21 protein-coding genes are annotated in these 17,457 nt (G+C 41.9%); 9 read left to right on the forward strand and 12 right to left on the reverse strand.

Annotated features, from left to right (window positions below; genetic code table 11):
- Position 1: 1 nt before the first annotated feature.
- From glmM to msrB, 3 genes are all read left to right on the forward strand, one after another.
- A complete protein-coding gene (gene glmM, locus RIB15_RS02600) occupies positions 2-1,351 on the forward strand; it encodes a phosphoglucosamine mutase (RefSeq protein ID WP_350200594.1) in 1,350 nt (449 codons plus the stop codon).
- 79 nt (positions 1,352-1,430) lie between these two features.
- Entirely contained in the window at positions 1,431-2,303 is an 873-nt protein-coding gene (locus RIB15_RS02605) for an N-acetylmuramoyl-L-alanine amidase-like domain-containing protein (RefSeq protein ID WP_350200595.1), read from the forward strand.
- An 18-nt stretch (positions 2,304-2,321) separates the two neighbouring features.
- A complete protein-coding gene (gene msrB / locus RIB15_RS02610) occupies positions 2,322-2,774 on the forward strand; it encodes a peptide-methionine (R)-S-oxide reductase MsrB (protein ID WP_350200596.1) in 453 nt (150 codons plus the stop codon).
- 12 nt (positions 2,775-2,786) lie between these two features.
- Here the strand turns inward: msrB and RIB15_RS02615 are convergent, their stop codons facing one another.
- From RIB15_RS02615 to RIB15_RS02630, 4 genes are all read right to left on the reverse strand, one after another.
- Positions 2,787-4,028, reverse strand: coding sequence for a carboxypeptidase-like regulatory domain-containing protein (locus RIB15_RS02615; protein WP_350200597.1), 1,242 nt, complete (start codon positions 4,026-4,028; stop codon positions 2,787-2,789).
- Between the two features lie 116 nt (positions 4,029-4,144).
- Complete coding sequence (locus tag RIB15_RS02620; RefSeq protein WP_350200598.1) at positions 4,145-4,513, reverse strand: SxtJ family membrane protein; 369 nt, start codon at positions 4,511-4,513, stop codon at positions 4,145-4,147.
- Between the two features lie 19 nt (positions 4,514-4,532).
- Complete coding sequence (locus RIB15_RS02625) at positions 4,533-4,682, reverse strand: DUF5989 family protein (protein ID WP_350200599.1); 150 nt, start codon at positions 4,680-4,682, stop codon at positions 4,533-4,535.
- Between the two features lie 3 nt (positions 4,683-4,685).
- The gene (locus RIB15_RS02630) at positions 4,686-6,530 is read right to left on the reverse strand and encodes a carbamoyltransferase family protein (RefSeq protein WP_350200853.1); all 1,845 of its coding nucleotides are present in this window, start codon (positions 6,528-6,530) and stop codon (positions 4,686-4,688) included.
- Between the two features lie 145 nt (positions 6,531-6,675).
- On the opposite strand from RIB15_RS02630, the gene RIB15_RS02635 reads away from it, so the two are divergent.
- The 4 genes from RIB15_RS02635 to coaBC all read left to right on the forward strand — a co-directional run bounded on the left by RIB15_RS02635 (position 6,676) and on the right by coaBC (position 9,704).
- Positions 6,676-7,557: a YicC/YloC family endoribonuclease gene (locus tag RIB15_RS02635; protein ID WP_350200600.1), complete on the forward strand. Its 882-nt coding sequence runs from the start codon at positions 6,676-6,678 to the stop codon at positions 7,555-7,557.
- A 73-nt stretch (positions 7,558-7,630) separates the two neighbouring features.
- The gene (gmk, locus tag RIB15_RS02640) at positions 7,631-8,203 is read left to right on the forward strand and encodes a guanylate kinase (protein ID WP_350200601.1); all 573 of its coding nucleotides are present in this window, start codon (positions 7,631-7,633) and stop codon (positions 8,201-8,203) included.
- 8 nt (positions 8,204-8,211) lie between these two features.
- Positions 8,212-8,505: a DNA-directed RNA polymerase subunit omega gene (locus RIB15_RS02645; protein ID WP_349354634.1), complete on the forward strand. Its 294-nt coding sequence runs from the start codon at positions 8,212-8,214 to the stop codon at positions 8,503-8,505.
- A gap of 2 nt (positions 8,506-8,507) precedes the next feature.
- Entirely contained in the window at positions 8,508-9,704 is a 1,197-nt protein-coding gene (coaBC, locus tag RIB15_RS02650) for a bifunctional phosphopantothenoylcysteine decarboxylase/phosphopantothenate--cysteine ligase CoaBC (protein ID WP_350200602.1), read from the forward strand.
- A gap of 109 nt (positions 9,705-9,813) precedes the next feature.
- Here the strand turns inward: coaBC and RIB15_RS02655 are convergent, their stop codons facing one another.
- Positions 9,814-10,962 carry a hypothetical protein gene (locus RIB15_RS02655; RefSeq protein ID WP_350200603.1) on the reverse strand — a complete coding sequence of 383 codons (1,149 nt, stop codon included), beginning with the start codon at positions 10,960-10,962 and terminating at the stop codon, positions 9,814-9,816.
- A 72-nt stretch (positions 10,963-11,034) separates the two neighbouring features.
- Here RIB15_RS02655 and RIB15_RS02660 point away from each other — a divergent pair, with 72 nt between their 5' ends.
- Positions 11,035-11,475: a hypothetical protein gene (locus RIB15_RS02660; protein ID WP_350200604.1), complete on the forward strand. Its 441-nt coding sequence runs from the start codon at positions 11,035-11,037 to the stop codon at positions 11,473-11,475.
- 1 nt (position 11,476) lies between these two features.
- A complete protein-coding gene (locus tag RIB15_RS02665) occupies positions 11,477-12,328 on the forward strand; it encodes an esterase/lipase family protein (protein ID WP_350200605.1) in 852 nt (283 codons plus the stop codon).
- A gap of 159 nt (positions 12,329-12,487) precedes the next feature.
- On the opposite strand, the gene surE is transcribed toward RIB15_RS02665, so the two are convergent.
- The 7 genes from surE to RIB15_RS02700 all read right to left on the reverse strand — a co-directional run bounded on the left by surE (position 12,488) and on the right by RIB15_RS02700 (position 17,435).
- Complete coding sequence (gene surE, locus RIB15_RS02670; RefSeq protein ID WP_350200606.1) at positions 12,488-13,264, reverse strand: 5'/3'-nucleotidase SurE; 777 nt, start codon at positions 13,262-13,264, stop codon at positions 12,488-12,490.
- Complete coding sequence (gene panB, locus RIB15_RS02675; RefSeq protein ID WP_350200607.1) at positions 13,261-14,091, reverse strand: 3-methyl-2-oxobutanoate hydroxymethyltransferase; 831 nt, start codon at positions 14,089-14,091, stop codon at positions 13,261-13,263. Before panB ends, surE begins: the two co-directional genes overlap by 4 nt.
- Complete coding sequence (fabZ, locus tag RIB15_RS02680; RefSeq protein ID WP_350200608.1) at positions 14,088-14,525, reverse strand: 3-hydroxyacyl-ACP dehydratase FabZ; 438 nt, start codon at positions 14,523-14,525, stop codon at positions 14,088-14,090. Before fabZ ends, panB begins: the two co-directional genes overlap by 4 nt.
- A 215-nt stretch (positions 14,526-14,740) precedes the next feature.
- Positions 14,741-15,430 carry a bifunctional demethylmenaquinone methyltransferase/2-methoxy-6-polyprenyl-1,4-benzoquinol methylase UbiE gene (gene ubiE, locus RIB15_RS02685; protein ID WP_350200609.1) on the reverse strand — a complete coding sequence of 230 codons (690 nt, stop codon included), beginning with the start codon at positions 15,428-15,430 and terminating at the stop codon, positions 14,741-14,743.
- A 112-nt stretch (positions 15,431-15,542) separates the two neighbouring features.
- Entirely contained in the window at positions 15,543-16,160 is a 618-nt protein-coding gene (locus RIB15_RS02690; protein ID WP_350200610.1) for a histidine phosphatase family protein, read from the reverse strand.
- Positions 16,117-16,764 (reverse strand): hypothetical protein, encoded by a 648-nt coding sequence (locus RIB15_RS02695; RefSeq protein ID WP_350200611.1) that lies wholly within the window; start codon positions 16,762-16,764, stop codon positions 16,117-16,119. The genes RIB15_RS02690 and RIB15_RS02695 overlap by 44 nt, the downstream gene beginning before the upstream one ends.
- Complete coding sequence (locus tag RIB15_RS02700; protein ID WP_350200612.1) at positions 16,761-17,435, reverse strand: hypothetical protein; 675 nt, start codon at positions 17,433-17,435, stop codon at positions 16,761-16,763. The genes RIB15_RS02695 and RIB15_RS02700 overlap by 4 nt, the downstream gene beginning before the upstream one ends.
- Positions 17,436-17,457: the final 22 nt, after the last annotated feature.

Raw genomic sequence — 17,457 nt, forward strand, 5'->3', positions numbered from 1 at the left:
CATGGCACTAATGATTTCCGTCTCGGGCATCCGGGGCATTTTCGGTACCGACCTCACCCCTCAAAATTTAACCCGCTTTACGGCCGCTTATGGAACATGGCTGAAGGGAGGAACCGTTGTTCTGGGCCGTGATTCAAGAGTAACAGGTAAAATCTGTGAAGATATAATAGCCGCTACATTGGCCTCAGTGGGTTGCGATGTTATTAAAGTAGGCATAGTCCCTACCCCAACTGTAGCTATGGGAGTATTGAAACATAAGGCTGCGGGTGGAATCATCATTTCTGCGAGCCATAATCCTGCTCAATGGAATGCTTTGAAGCTGCTCAACAACAAAAGTGAGTTTTTGGATGCCGATCAGGGAAATGAAGTTATTCGTATTTCTGAAAGTGAGCAGTTTGAATATCAACCTTATGACAAGATTGGTGTAATTCGGGAAGATAAAGAACTACTCGATCACCATATCGAAAAGATTTTAGAATTACCGTATATCAATGCTGAAGAAATAGCCGCTAAAAACTTCTCTGTGGCTGTGGATGCTGTCAATGGCGCCGGTTCTGAGGCCATTCCTAAGTTACTGGAAAAGCTCGGGGTAAAAACGGTTCATAAAATACATTGTACCCCAAACGGACTGTTTCCACACAACCCGGAACCTCTGCCCGAGCATCTCACCGAGATTTGTGAACTGGTTAAGGAAAGCAAGGCCGACCTTGGAGTCGTCACCGATCCTGATGCCGACCGGCTTGCCCTTGTTGATGAAACCGGCAAACTGTTTGGGGAAGAATACACCCAGGCCGCGGCATTTGATTTTATACTGAGTAAAAAAGCTGGTTCCTGTGCTACTAATCTTTCTTCATCCCGAATATCTGATGATGTAGCCCGGGAGTACGACCAAATTTGTCATCGCTCGGCTGTTGGAGAAATCAATGTAGTTAAGGTAATGCAGGAACAAAATGCTGTGATTGGCGGTGAAGGAAACGGCGGGGTGATTAGTCCTGATTTACACTACGGCCGGGATGCTCTGGTGGGAATTGCTATGGTATTGCAACTGCTTACTGAAAAAGACATGAGTTCATCCGAATACCGTGCTACGCTTCCCGATTACTACATGAGCAAAAATAAAATTCAGCTGGATGAACTGGGCAAAGATGCCGATGAAGTACTCGAGATGGTCAAGAACCATTTTTCCAGCCTTGAACCCAATACCGTTGATGGCGTTAAGGTTGATTTCGCTGAAGGGTGGGTGCATCTCAGAAAGTCTAATACAGAACCGATTATCCGGATTTACTCAGAAGGGAAATCACCGGAAGCAGCAAAGGCTTTTGCAGGTAAAATTTTTGATTTACTTAAGTAAACCTTTTCGTACAATAATTTCTTATTGAAGTAATTAAAATCACTGTAAGCGCATCAAACTTAAAACCTGATTTGATATCGTGAAAAAAATACTCTCGTACATATTTCTACTTGTTCTCTTTCAAAGTGCCTGTGCACAGGAAACCCCGAACCTTCCCGAAGATGTGGTTTACTCCCAACAGGATGTTGCCATCTTTTCGAACATCATTCAAAAGTTTGAGCCGAAGAAGGATCAACCCATTAATAAACTCATCCCGGATATAGGACGGTATTTTTTGGGGGATGAATATGTAGCACATGCCCTCGAAGTTACAGACCAAGAAAAACTGATCGTTAACCTCAGGGACCTTGACTGTACTACCTACGCTGAAAACTTGCTGGCTCTGGCTCGCACGTTAAAATCTGAAGAAATCACTTTTGAGAGATATACGCAGGAACTTGAGAAAATTCGTTATCGCGATGGCCAGCGTGGTGATTACCCTACCCGCCTGCACTATTTCAGTGATTGGATTTATAATAATGCTGCCAACAACCTGGTAACAACACCCGCAGATAGTTTTGGGAGCCCACTGGACATTGAAGTTAATTTTATGTCTACCCACCCTGATAGCTACAAGCATTTGCAACGAAACCCTGCTTTCATTTCTGTTGTTGCAGATCAGGAGAAGGAAATCTCCGGTAAGGATTATTTCTATATCCCAAAAGAGAACATTGACGAAAAAATGCACCTGCTCCGTGAGGGAGACATCATCGGACTAACGACCAGCATTGAAGGGTTAGACGTAGCACACGTAGGTGTTCTGGTGGAAGTGAATGGCAAGTTGCACCTTATGCATGCATCTCAGTCAAATTTAAAAGTTGAAGTATCTGATGAACCGCTGAGTTCCTTCCTTAAGCCAAATTCAAAAAATACCGGCATTATGATTGCACGTCCGGTTGATACTATAAATTGATTAAACATCCGTTTGCGTATGCTTACCTGGAAAGACCTTAAAGATTTTGCTAAAAATGGAAATCCTGAACCACCCCGGCGGGTTGAAAAATCTAAAGAGGAATGGAAACAGGAATTAACTGGCGAGCAGTATACAATCACGCGCATGAAAGGAACAGAACGTCCTGGCTCCAGCGATATGTGTTATCGTTTTGACCCCGGTTTATATGCTTGTGTATGCTGTGGAACAGAACTTTTTGATGGAACCACAAAATTTGAAAGCGGATCAGGATGGCCTTCATTCACCCAGCCGGTAAAAGAAAATGCTGTGAAATATGAAATGGACACCTCACACGGCATGGTACGTATTGAAGCACTTTGTAATGTGTGTGATGCACACCTGGGGCATGTATTCCCGGACGGACCAGAGCCCAGTGGGTTACGCTATTGCATGAATGCAGTTAGCCTCGAAAAAGTTGAAACCCCCGATTAAGAAAAAACCTGCTTAACTAGGCGGTATATAATCTCTGGGCAACATTTTGCAGACTGTGGTATAATTCCATACCCCCTGAATTTCAAGTGCATCTTTATCCTTCAGCATTCCATTTTCAGAAAACTCAATGCTTTCCTTATTCAATGTTATCCATGAAGTCTGGTTCAAATATTTACTTAAACCCATAATGCTATTTGGGTCATCCACACCCTTCCTGATATATTCGACCCTGATTTCCCCATCAAATTCAAGCAGATTCTTATCTGGCTTTTTTTTGACAAAATATTCTTTCTTTACCTCACGATCCTGCACCGTTGAGGATGTAAAACCCAGCCCGGACACACTTTCTACATTATTGCCAGAATAAAATCTGTATCCAAAATAAATGGGTGGTTTCTCACTGGCTAAAGCAACCAGTAAATGCTGAAATGATCCTTCAAACAACTCTTGTCTGTTTCTTTTCCACTTTTCCCGCTGATTATTGTTCTCTGCAGTTAATTCTTCGAAAAAATAATCGGCATCAACATTGGTTCGAACTACTCTTCCATAATCTTTAGCATGAAAATCATTTAGTTTTATGATGACCCGATACCCTGTATTATAATTCTCCATAATAAGCTCAACGGGTTCATCTATAGAAATCACCCCAGGCTCATCACTATCAGCAAACTTAATATCTCCGGGATTTAATACATCACAGCCGGGAGCATCGCCGATATAATAGTCGGCAAATTTATCTAATCTGGAATCATCGCTTTGTGCTCTAATGCTGCTTTTTAGTGAGTTTACTAACTTTTCCAGGGAATCAGTTTTCTGCTCTAAATACCGAACACGTTTACTAAGAGATTCTATAGAAGCGGGTTCTTCCTGCTTCGTTGAAAAGGAATTCACTACAGACTTGTTAAATAGCCTGAACGTTTGAGAAGTAGCACTTTCAAAGCCAACTAACCGCCTCATGGATCGATATCCATCTTGAGTTACAATAACTTCATAAAAACCCTTTGGAATATTCAGGCTAAATTCACCCAATTCATTCGTGCTTGTCTTAAATGAAGTGCCTTCCAACATAACTTGAGCCCCGGATAAAGGCTCACTCGTTTCTTCATCGGTGACTGCGCCTCTGAACTCATATATGTTTACGGATGCGACCTCATTCAGCACTTCATTTGTACTTTGGCAAGAAGGCAGAATCAACACAAGCAAAACTACTACCACCAAAAAACCATGTTTCGACAACGTCTTATTTGTAGACACTAAAACTATAATATTGACAGGTTAAAAAATGTTACCGTGAAACTAGGTAATTCTGCCGATTGGTAAAAAACGATAATATATGATTAACGATTTTTTATAATCAGAACGCTAAGACATTACCATGGATTTTCCAGGTCTTCGCTCTTGTAAGTATGATCCCTGAAGTGAAACATGCTTCCTTTGGTATCTTTCAGAAGCAGGGGGTCATTCCCAAATAAGCGAAACAAAAGCGCAATAGGAGTAACAATTAGATAATAGACCAATGAAAGCAGCACCCTAGAGTTAAACCATCCCAGCCCTTCAGCCAGCTTATACCATCCCCAAACAATTCTATTACCAATGGGTGGAATAAAGGATAACAGCCCAACTATTAAAGCCAGATAAGCGATGTTTTCGCTATCAAAAATAGCGGCTAATACCAGCAAACCCGTTACTATTACCAACTGTGTTTTTGCTGTTGCCGGGTCTTCTTTTATGAATTCCAATGAACGCGGTTCTAACATCTTAAAACAGGGTATAAATGAATGGTGCGATAGACGAGCCCCCGCCAATCACAATTAAAAATCCCAGCAAAAGCAACACGACAATTACCGGAGCCAGCCAGAATTTCTTCCGCTGCTTCATGAAGTTCCATAAATCTTTCAGTGTTTCCATAGATCAATCTTTTTCAAACGTACGTTTCTTTTCCCATTCAGGCTGTTCGGTTTTCTCAAAAACATAGTCACCGATCACAAGATAATCCATTTCTGTATTCATGAAACAACGATATGCATCTTTCGGTGTACAAACAATCGGCTCGCCACGCACATTAAAACTTGTATTTACCAGCATTCCTATTCCGGTTCGTTCCTTAAAAGCATGCAGCAACTTCCAATACCTTGGGTTTGTTTCTTTATGAACCGTTTGGATCCGGGCTGAAAAATCAATGTGCGTGATAGCCGGAAACCCGGATCGTTCAACTGCGAGTTTTTCTCTGAGTGGTAATTGGTGATAATTTTCTGGCAATTGTTTACGGTGATTCTTTTTCACTTCCTGCACCAACAGCATGTACGGCGAATCTGATTTCAAATCAAAATATTGGTCAGCATCTTCAGCCAAAACAGAAGGGGCAAACGGCCTGAACGATTCCCGGTACTTGATCTTCAAATTCAGCTTCTTTTGCATATCAGGGTTACGCGGGTCCCCCAAAATCGAACGAGCTCCTAATGCGCGGGGTCCAAACTCCATCCTTCCCTGAAACCATCCAACTACATTTCCTTTGCCCAGCCATTCTGCAACATTATCATACAGTTCTGATTCATCCTGTTTTTTGTACACGGGCTTGTATTTCTTGATTTGCTGGAGGATTTCAAATTCATGAAAATCAGGCCCTAAATAAGCTCCCTGCATCGCATCAGGCTTTTCCGGTTTTCTAGTCTTTCCAAAATAGATGTGATAAGCAGCTAAAGCAGCACCAACGGCTCCACCGGCATCCCCAGCTGCGGGCTGAATAAAGATCTCGTCAAAAACACCTTCGTTCTGAATAATACCATTTGCCACACAATTAAGTGCCACCCCTCCGGCAAGGCACAGGTTTTTGGATTCCGTAAGTCTTTGTGCTTCCTTCGCCATTTTCAATACAACTTCTTCAGTCACCTTTTGAATGGCTAGCGCCAGATTGGCTTCATGCTGCTGCAGTTCCGCTTCTTCTTCTCTTTTCGGGAAGCCAAATAGCTCCTCCCACTTTTTCTCTTTCACCATTTTGAGACCGGTAGAGTAATCAAAATAATCCTGATTCAAATAAATGGAACCATCGCCATTCAACTCAATTAAATCTGTTTTAATTTTGGATATATATTCGTCTACCATTTTGGAATTCGGATTTCCATATGGCGCCAATCCCATCAACTTGTATTCTCCGGAGTTAACTCTGAAACCCAGGTAATAGGTAAAAGCTGAATAGAGCAAACCCAGCGAGTGCGGAAAGGTCAGTTCCCGGTGGATGGTAATATCTGTTCCTTTTCCTGAACAGATAGATGCCGTTGCCCACTCTCCAACACCATCGATAGTCAGGATTGCAGATTCTTCAAATGGAGATGGATAAAAAGCACTGGCTGCATGACTTAAGTGATGTTCGGGAAACAACAACTTAAGTTCTTTTCGATCATAATCTCCGATTTTACCTAACTCTTCATGCATTACCCTCTTCATGAACATTTTCTCTTTCAGCCAAACCGGCATTGCAGTCATAAAAGACTTAACCCCGCGAGGCGCAAATGAAAGGTAAGTCTCAAGCAAGCGCTCAAACTTTAATAAAGGCTTGTCATAAAAAGCGATAGCATCCAGCTGGGCAAGCTCAATTTCAGCAAAATCCAGGCAATAACGAATGGCATTGGATGGAAAACCCTCATCGTGTTTTTTACGGGTGAACCGCTCCTCCTGAGCAGCAGCTAAAACCTTTCCATCCCGAATTATACATGCGGCTGAATCGTGGTAAAAAGCTGAAATTCCGAGAATAGTCATAAGCATCTTTAACTGGCTGTGAAGATAATAAAACTATCGCTTCAATCTTCAGGTTTCTGATGGAAAGCAAAGACAAGCATCCCAAAGTTTTTAAAGGGACTATACTTTCGTATTTTCTCGCTCAATTTTCATCATCAAGATTATCATGATTATATCAATGACCGGCTTTGGCCGCGGAGAAGCCTCTGAAAATGGCATCACGGCCACGGTTGAAATCAAATCACTAAACAGCCGCTACCTCGATTTAAGCATTCGTTTACCCCAACGTCTTCAGGATAAAGAACTGGAAGTTAAAGAGCTGGTTCAGAAAACGATTAATCGTGGAAAATTAAACATTACGGTCTACCTGTCAGAATCAGAAACGGGTGAACCTTCCATCAGAATTGATGAAAAGAAAATTAAGGGTTATTCCAAAATCCTGAATAATCTTCGGGAAACAGCCGGAATTTCTGACCCTATCTCAATTAAAGATATCACTCAATTTGGTGATGTATTTATCAATGAAGAAGAAGATGAAGAGGTGCTGGAGCAGAAGTGGAAAGTTGCTGAAAAGGCTTTATCCGAAGCAGTTGAATCTCTTCTGAAGATGAGAACACAAGAAGGAAATCAGCTTAAAAAAGATTTGGTAGATCGTATAGAATTTATTGAAGATAATCTGGAGATCATTACCAAAGAAACAGCTGGACGGGCTGAAGAAGCTCGTGATAAGCTTTTAGAGCGTATCCATAACCTGATTGAAGAAGACAAAATTGACCCTGAACGTCTGGAGCTGGAAGTGGCTATTCTTGTTGATAAGATGGATGTGACGGAAGAAATTGTGCGACTTCGTTCACACTTGAAATTCTTTATTGAAGCTGTTGAGCAACCCGATCCGGCAGGCCGAAGACTTAATTTCCTCACCCAGGAAATTAATCGTGAACTCAATACCATTGGTTCCAAAGCAAACAACTCTGATATTGCCCAGTATGTAGTGAAATGCAAGGAAGCACTGGAACAAATCCGCGAACAGGTTCAAAACGTCGAATAAAAATTAGATTTTAGTAGTGAGTATTGAAAAGTAACTCTAAATACTCACTACTCATTTCTCACTACTCATTAGTATGAAAAAAGGTAAAGTCATCATATTGGTTGCACCCAGCGGAGGCGGAAAAACGACCCTCGCGCGCCGGCTTTTTAAAGAGTTTGACCAACTTAAATTCTCAGTCTCTGCAACTACACGTCCGGCCAGAAAAGGCGAAGTGGACGGAAAACACTATTACTTCCTTTCTGACGCCGATTTTAATCAAAAAATAGCAGACGGTGAATTCCTGGAATGGGAAGAATTCTATGGCGGAAAGAAATACGGCACACTGCGTTCTGAAGTTGATAAAAAACTAAATTCAGGCTATTTTGTTGTGCTTGACATCGAAGTAAAAGGTGCCGTAAATATTAAAAAAATTTACGGGGATGAAAGTCTCAGTTTATTTATTCAGCCGCCTTCAATCGATGTTTTGAAACAGCGCCTTATTGACCGCGGAACAGAAGATGATGAAACACTGGCTCTGCGACTAGAACGCGCTGCAAAAGAACTTACTTACGCTGATCAATTTGATCAGGTTATTATAAATGACAATTTGGATACGGCTTATACAGAAGTTAAAGAGGCCGTTGTCAAATTCATGAATCAAAACTGATACCATCCATGGCAGTCCAAACATTAGACATTGAAAAACTGAAATTCAAAACAGGTAACAAATATGAGTTACTTGTGATCCTTTCCAAGAGAGCCCGGCAGATTGCAGCTCAGGAAAAATTGGAGCTGGACGAGAAACTCCAATATTTCGAAGGATTTGAAGAAGAAGACGAGTTTTCTTTCAACGAAGAGCAGGAGAACATCTCTAAAGCATTCGAAAAACTTCCACACGCAACTCAGCGCGCTATTGTGGAAATGCAGGAAGACCAAATTTACTACCGACATCCTGAAAAAGAGGATTAATTATGCTCTCCGGTAAACGCATCATTCTTGGTGTTACCGGAGGAATTGCAGCCTATAAAGCTGCTTTTTTACTCAGAGAATTTCAAAAAGCGGGAGCCGAAGTCCGCGTCACCATGACGCCTTCAGCCACCCGCTTTGTTGGTTTAGAGACTTTTGCTTCCCTATCCGGCCATGAAGTAGCCGTAGACATTTTTCCAGATGAAGGAGACTCCAGCGACTGGACCCGCCATATAAACTGGGGCGAATGGGCCGATCTTTTTGTAATTGCTCCATGCACGGCTAATACGCTTGCCAAAATATCTACCGGATTATCCGATAACATGCTCACCAGCACGGTTTTAGCTGCCCGATGCCCGGTATTAATCTGTCCAACTATGGATGGCGAAATGTATGAATCGCCCGGGGTTTCTCAGAACCTTAAGAAAGTTGAAGAAAATGGATATCATATATTGGAACCTGAAGCCGGCTATCTCGCAAGCGGACTGGAAGGAAAAGGTCGTTTACCAGAAATCGAGTCTATTCTCGATAAAGCTTCTGAAATTATAGGATCCATTGAAGGTCCGCTAAAAGGTAAAAAAGTAGTGGTTACAGCCGGACCAACCCGCGAACATATTGACCCGGTACGTTTTATTTCTAACCCGAGCTCTGGTAAAATGGGTGTAGCCATGGCCGAAGCTGCACAAAGTCTTGGAGCTGATGTTACTTTGATTCATGGACCACTTTCCATCCCCAGCCCGGAAGACATTCACTCCATACAAATTACCAGTAGCGCCGATTTATTTGATGCCGTTAAGAAATATACCGACGCTGATGTCATCATTATGGCAGCAGCGGTTTCTGATTTCACCCCAACAGAAGTTCATCAAAGTAAAGTAAAGAAGGATAAAGCCGGTAATGAGATTAAACTGAAGCAAACACAAGACATTTTATCCTGGCTGGGTGAGCATAAAAAAGACGGACAAACACTAATCGGTTTTGCCATGGAAACTGAAAATCTTATTGAAAATGCGACGTCCAAGCTGAATAAGAAAAATGCTGACTTTATTATCGCCAATTCGTTAAATAACAAAGATGCCGGCTTTGAAGTCGATACTAATTTGGTCCACCTGCTAAGTAAAAATTCGGAACAGAAATTTCAGGGCGCCAAAAAAGACATCGCCATTGAAATCCTGAATACGATTTTCAGAAGTAGTGAGTGATGAGTGATGTCATATTGAACACGCCACCGATAGATCTACGCCTGAACAGATTAGCATACCAGATTCGATTTTTTAATTCTTAATATCACCATGTCACTTCATCACCTAATCACCCACACCCCCACTTGTACACACGATACGTTTTTGCTATTTCGCAGCCCAGCGCCTCCAGGCTTCTTCTCATAATCCAGTTTTTTTCACTGACAAAGCCACCTTCAAGTACTTTCAGATTAGGATAATGTTTTTTTGTCCATCTAAAACCTTCTATAAACACTAAAGCCTCCAGTCCTCTTCCACGATACTTTGGGTCGGTTCCAAAAGCCAGCGGACGAAACTTTTTCGCTCTTTTTTTGAAACCAAAAAGATGATAAAGCTGCCACCAGTTAAGGGTTCCTCCGGTTTTAGCTGATATTTCATGCAAATCCGGGACGCTCACCAGAAAAGAAGCCGGTTTCCCATTCACAAAAGCAATGGGGGAAGTTTCAGGCATAAGCACCGGTTTTAGCTTTTTGATCATCTGCCGGATGGTTTCCTGTGTGATTCCAATAAACTCTTCCTCCCTCTCCTCTACCACCTGATTGCTGAATGCACGGTTGTAGATTTGCCTGATCATCTCTCCGTCCCATTCAAGGTTTTTCTTATCAATCGGTCGAACTTCAATGTGATCTTTTGATTTCAGGCGGTCTGTAATTCTAAGCAATCGTTCGGGCAAAGGCTGTTCTAAATCCAATTGATACATGTACACATCATCAAACTTTTCAGGATTGGTCGCATCAATCAGTTCTTCATAATATGGGTGATGATACAGCATACCATACACATTGTGATCCTCAAACCCTCCGGTTTGAATGCCCCAAAAAGTGTCATTCTCCCCAAAGTTAATGGGGCCTCTGAATCCTGCATACCCTCTTTTCTGATGCCATTTTTTTGCAAAATCAACAATCGCTTCTGCAACTCCGGGCTTATTTTCCATTTCTATAAAGCCAATTCCACCCAGCTTTGGGTCGTATCGATCATCTTTTTCGGGATCTATGAAAACTGCAAACCGTCCAACAACTTCTTCATCTTCCAAAACCAGGAAACGCTCACATACCCCACCTTTTTGAAAGCGTTCGTTCTTCTGCCGATCAAATACATTCTCAACTTCAAACCTGAATGGCGGCCGATACCAGCTACACTCTTTATGCAGCCTTTCCGGAAGCTCATGAAAAGCGTTTATATGTTCTTGTGTTTTAATTTTTTGAATCTGAAAAGACATATCCTTTTTTCAGCAGAAGTTTATAGATTCAGCCTAAGGTAAATCTAAGAAGTTAAGAACCCAACCCGGTTTATGCTGGATAAGAAAAACGGAAAAAAAATAATCACGGCTTTATTGGTGCTGTCTTGTATTGTGAGCGGAATCATTCTGGCAGCTTCTCCCGAATTTAAAAGTTATCGTCTGGAAAATACCCGTGAGCTTGATTCCTTGCTTAATGTGCACATTCAGGATGCGCGTATCAACCCAAACCAAATCAGGGTTTCTAGTATCCGGATCGACACCATCTTCACCCGAAAAGAATATCGTATTGAGGTCCCGTCAAGATTTTCAAAAACACTCTTTCATGTAGATCTGCATAAAGACCTCTTCAAATACGATATGGAAGCGCCGGCAAAAGTGCATTTTCCATCTCATGACATGGATATCTATGTATACCATCAGGGAACCGTTTTAAGAACCATTCGTTTAACAACTAACCCCGAATTGGACAGTTTAGTCACCCCGGAAAATTAATATGCCAGACCGATCTACCATACTAAAGAGATTTGAACTAAAGGAATTTCCTCAGCCTGATTTGGTACAACTTAAGTATCCAATATTTATGTGTCACGGTTATGGGGCTATTGGCTCTGTGATAAAATCGGGACCGATGCACGACCCCTGCATGGAAATCAGGGCACATGGTGTTCCTGCAATTGCTCCAAACATAGTACCCTACGCCCGGATAGAAACCCGGGCTGAAAACTGGGTACTTCTCATTAAAAAATTCTGCGAAGAATACGGTTGTGAAAAAGTGAATGTTGTCTCACACAGCATGGGGGGGCTGGATATGCGTTGTGCATTATCCAAGATGGATATAGCTAATTATGTTGAAAGCCTGACAACCATTGCTACTCCCCATCATGGTTCCAGCCTGGCGGACTTGGTTCTGAAAGCGCCGGAACTGGTTACTGAAAAGCTTAGCGAAATGTTCGATTGGTTTGGAGATAACATGTATCCAAAAACGAAAAGTGACGCGCTTGGTTCACTGGAACAACTTACCTGCGGTTATGTGACCGATGTTTTCAATCCGGATCATCCCGATGCTGATAATGTAGCCTATTATTCGTATTCGGCTGCCGTGGGTAAAGGAACCAAATTCTCAATCAACCCAATGCTGAAGTTCCAGAATATTCAGATTTTTGAGAAGGAAGGCGAAAACGATGCTTTTGTTTCTGTTGAAAGCGCTAAATGGGGAAATCATCTTGAAACCGTTCCTCTATCGCATTTGGCTCAAATGCACCTTCAAATGAATAAGGATACCCAAAAGATCTACGACAAATTTTGGCTTAATCTTTTAAAAAGATTAGCTAAAAGTGGGCATTAATTTTTGACCTCTTCTGTCTTCTCCTTATCAAGGAGAAGAACGCTTTTAAAGATCCTTTCTTAAAATAATTATGAGGCTGTTTAGCAAACCAGAAGTCTCTCTCCTTGTGAAGGAGAGATTAAGAGAGGTCGGATGTATGATACAGAATTACGCCTATGTCTAATCCTCATTCAAATCTTCATCGCTGGTCTCATCCAGCAAATCATAAGCAGTGAGATCATATTGAATAGGTGTTACGGAAGCCAAACCTTCATTCAGTACATGAATGTCAGAGTCTTTACCCTCATCCAATAACTCGAACTTACCGGTAAGCCAGTAATAAGCACGGTTAAAAGGGTCTTTTCGACTCTCGTACTCTTCAACATACCGGCTATCGGCCTGCCGGGTCCATTTGATGCCGGTAAATTCTCCGGCTGGGGCGTTTACATTCAGGGTTACACCTCTTGGCAAGCCATTCTTCAATACATGCTTTATAACACGACGTGCTGCTTCCTGACATCCCCTGAGATTGGCATCCTCATTGAAATCTGTACAACTAACTGCAATAGATGGGTAACCCAGAATGGTTCCTTCGGTTGCGGCACTCACGGTTCCGGAATACATGATATTAATTCCGGCATTACTCCCATGATTAATCCCGCTAACCACTAAATCTGGTTTTCGGTCCAAAAGCTGACCATGAGCTAATTTTACACAATCAGCCGGAGTTCCGTTAACCGCTTCTCCTTCATACTTATCCGCAACGGTGAATTTACTGGAACGCAGCGGAACCTGGATGGTAATGGAGTGACCAACCGCGCTTTGTTCTTTATCGGGAGCAACGATATACACATCCCCAAACTCGGCAGCTACCTCTGCGAGTGCTTTTATACCGGGTGAGAAAATTCCGTCGTCATTACTTACTAATATAAAAGGTCGCTCTTTTGAATCGCTCATCCGCCGTATTGTTCTTCTTCGTTTGGAAAATCTTTGCTTTTAACGTCTTTGATATAGTTCTGAACTGCATCCGTCATAACAGAATACAAATCTGCATAACGGCGAAGAAAACGAGGATTGAATTCTTTATTGAGTCCCAGCATATCATGGATTACGAGAACCTGACCGTCACAGCCGGCTCCTGCTCCAATTCCAATGGTTGGAATGGAAAGTTCTTCTGTTACTTTTGCTGCCAGATTAGCGGGTATTTTTTCCAGCACGATAGAAAAACAACCGGCTTCTTCAAGCAGCTTGGCATCACGAATCAATTCCTCGGCTTCTTGTTCTTCAGTGGCCCGAACCTTGTAGGTTCCGAATTTATAAATACTTTGCGGGGTAAGGCCAAGATGCCCCATTACAGGAATTCCGGCCTCTACAATTTTCTTAACTGAATTAATGATCGGCTTACCGCCTTCCATCTTAATGGCATGAGCTCCGGCTTCTTTCATCATGCGTCCGGCACTAATCAAGGCTTCTTTGGTGGTTACCTGATAACTCATAAAAGGCAGATCAGCAATAACCAATGCACGATCAACACCGCGAACTACACACGAAGTATGATAGATCATATGATCCAGCGTCATGGGAACGGTTGTTTCATGTCCGGCCATTACGTTACTAGCTGAATCGCCAACAAGGATAATTTCTATTCCGGCCTGATCTATAATTTGCGCCATCGTAAAGTCATAGGCGGTAAGCATGGATATCTTCTCGCCTTTACCTTTCATATCCACCACCGTTTGGGTGGTGATTTTTACAGGACGGTCGGATTTTTTTTGAGTGCTCATGCCTTATCCTTCGGCACTAAAGCAGCCGATGCCTCCAGTTCGCATGCCACTTCGCCATCAACAGTAGCCTTACCTTTCATGGTAACAAAGTTGCGCCGCATAGATCCCATTTCTACTTCAAGAACCAACTGATCACCGGGTACAACCTGTCTTCTGAATTTGCAGTTATTGATTCCTGTAAATACCATCAATGTTTCATCCGGGTTTTCTGCTTTTTGCGTCATCAACATGATCGCTCCAGCTTGTGCCAATGCTTCAACCTGAAGCACACCCGGCATTATAGGCTGACCAGGAAAGTGCCCGTTAAAAAATTCTTCATTGGCGGTCACGTTTTTTAGGGCCTTAATTTTTTCTTCTTCAAGTTCCAACACCCTGTCTACCAATAAAAATGGATATCGATGTGGCAGAACTTTTTTAATGTCTTCTATCTTCATAAAAATTTGTTTGGTTTATTTTGCCAGGAATTACTGAATCTACAAAGCTGTCATCCTGAGCGCATACATGGCTTATTATGAACTATTGCTAAACGCGAAGGATCTCAAAATTTATAACCGGATGTTAATTAGAACCTGAGACTCTTCGCTTTAAACACAGACATTTAACATATCTTCTGAGCGCTCAGAGTGACAACATTGGCAAGAATATACAATTATTGAACCACTCCTACATAAACGTATGCGATACCACCGGTTAGCTTAATCGCTCGCTTTTCTTTGAAAGCCCCCGATTCATCCATCAGAGCTAAAAACTTATCTCCGGCCGGAAACTCAGCGCTGGTTCGCGGTAAATAAGTATAGGCTTCCCGATTTCCACTTAGCCAACCGCCTATGGCTGGCATAATATGCTGACTGTAGAGTTCATAGGGATATTTCATGAGTCCTTTGGGTTGGCCAAACTCTAGTACCGTTACTCTCCCGCCAGGTTTTACAACTCGGGCTAATTCCTTCAAAGCTACCACCGGGTCGTCTACATTTCGGATACCGAATGCGATACTGGAGATATCAAACTTATCATCCTCATAGGGAAGGTTCATGGCATCAGCCACTTCAAAATCGATTTTCAAGCCCTCTTTCTCTGCTTTCGCAGGCGCCGGTTCAATCATAGGAGCACAGAAATCAGTTCCTAAAACATACCCTGAATCTCCTACTGCCTTCTTGAACTCGATGGCCAAGTCTCCGGTTCCGGTCGCACAGTCAAGCACATGGTCACCTTCGTGAGCCCCGCTTTCCAATACCGCTTTTTTTCTCCATGCATGATGTACTCCAAATGACAACACACTGTTTACGCGATCATAATCATCGGCGATATCAGCAAACATGGATCTTACTTTTTCACTCATAAATATCGGTTGATTTTGCTTTTGGATATAAAACCCAAAGCAGGCTGAAATGGTTCTTTTAAAGAATTGGAATATAAAGAATAAATGTAACCGGTTGATAAGAATAAATTGTTCAGACCAGCTCCATAAGGTGATCGGTTTTATTCAACTCCACAGCTTTGAACTTCCCATCATGCCACGTCAGATGATTGATGGCTCCGTTCTGATGCTCAATTTTGTGCATGTTCTTTAACCCGTGTCCCAGCCACTCAGATAGTAAAACACGGGTAAGCCGGCCATGAATCATGAATACAATGCTTTCTTCCGAAGATGATTCCAGTACTTCTTCAACCTTTGCATTTGCTCTGGCATAAGTTTGCCGCGGCGACTCACCGTTTTCAGGAGCATAATCTACATTCCCGCTTTTCCATTTCTCATGTACGTCCATCACCTGCTCTTTGATCTCAGTAAATACTTTCCCCTCGAGGATGCCAAAATCAATCTCATCCAGTTCGGGGTGTTTATGGATTTTCAGCTTTCTTTGATCAGCCAGCGGTTGGGCTGTTTCATGAGTCCGCCGAAGAGCGCTAGCTACAATTTTATGAACTTCATAAGATTCAAGAGCATCGCAAATAGCCTGGGCTTGTTGCCGGCCTAACTCATTAATAGAGGCATCCAGGCTCCTTCCCTGAATAATATGCGCTTTGTTATTGTCCGTCTCTCCGTGGCGAATGATGAATAATTGCTTCATTTATATGTGGTTTATACCTGAACAGATGAATGTATAGATTGTAATAAGCTCTTCTTAGTGCAACTATATAATTGTGATACTGATACTCAGTGTTCCTTTTTTCTTCACGGTTCATCCAGTATGCTACTTTATGGCTGAAATTTTCCCAGGCCATATTTGCTATGCTTCTGGCTGTGTAGGTGTATAACCGACCATCTTTTTCCCGGATGTTAACTTCTATTTTCATGTCATAAAGGGGACCAATGTGGAGAAAATTAATGCTGTATATCCTTCTTCTTAATCGAATTTTTGATACAGTGACTATTAAATCAGCTGAAGCAGAATCATCCGTTATTTCATACCTGGTAAGTTTTGGATAAGAAATAATGAGCTGATTGAGTATGAGTTTGGAAACTGAGTCTACAGCAAGTGTTTCATTTACTTTTTGCTCTGATACCTCCGAAAAAAAACCTGTTTGATTCTCAAAATTGTAACCTTGGGTTGTTAAAAACACTTTTTTTTGATCAATATCGGGTTTCAACCCATTTTTGAAGCCAGAGCATCCGCTTACCAATAGAAAAATTACAATCAGGATATTGATATCCCGAACAAATACTATGGTCACTTCTTCTTTTCTTTATGATAATTGGCAATACGAATGAGCTCTTTTTCCATATCCGCAATTTTACCGGTTAGTATTCCATGCTTCATTCCATAACGAATGAGCAACATGTTCAAAACTCTGTCCGGTTTGCTGACCTTTGGTTCATCTAAAAATCTATTTCTTATGTACTGTATAGCCAAACCCAGCAAGCCAACTTTAAAAAGAAAGAATAAACCCAAACCGTACCATAATGCAGCAAACTGCACATTAATCCCCATTCCAGTAATTAGATCATTGAGGCTTATCCCAATCAGAAAGACGCCTGAAACCGTGTATATGAATCCATCTTTATTCAACACCTTGGCTATTGGCGTTGAAACAACATTCACAAAAACGCTGGTATTGAAGTACCAAAAAAAATAAACTCCCAAAGAAATAATAAAAGCCCATAAAGCATCTACAGATGCGTAAACGAGAATAAAGAAAAGCATCAAAGCCAGCCCGTTCGAACTTTTGACCCAGGCATCAGCTTCTTCAATTATTTGCTCAAGAGGTTTCTCCTTAAGCAAACCCGGTACGTATTTTTCGATACCTTCTCTCGTAATATGATACCAATTTCCATTGCTGGTAGTAATACCATCCGGAAGTTCCAGCATCTGCCACTCAAATCGTCCTCTTTTAAAATTTTCCATATCCAAATATAGGCTTTAATAA

Source organism: Gracilimonas sp., assembly GCF_040218225.1.
In the GTDB taxonomy this organism is placed as follows: domain Bacteria; phylum Bacteroidota; class Rhodothermia; order Balneolales; family Balneolaceae; genus Gracilimonas.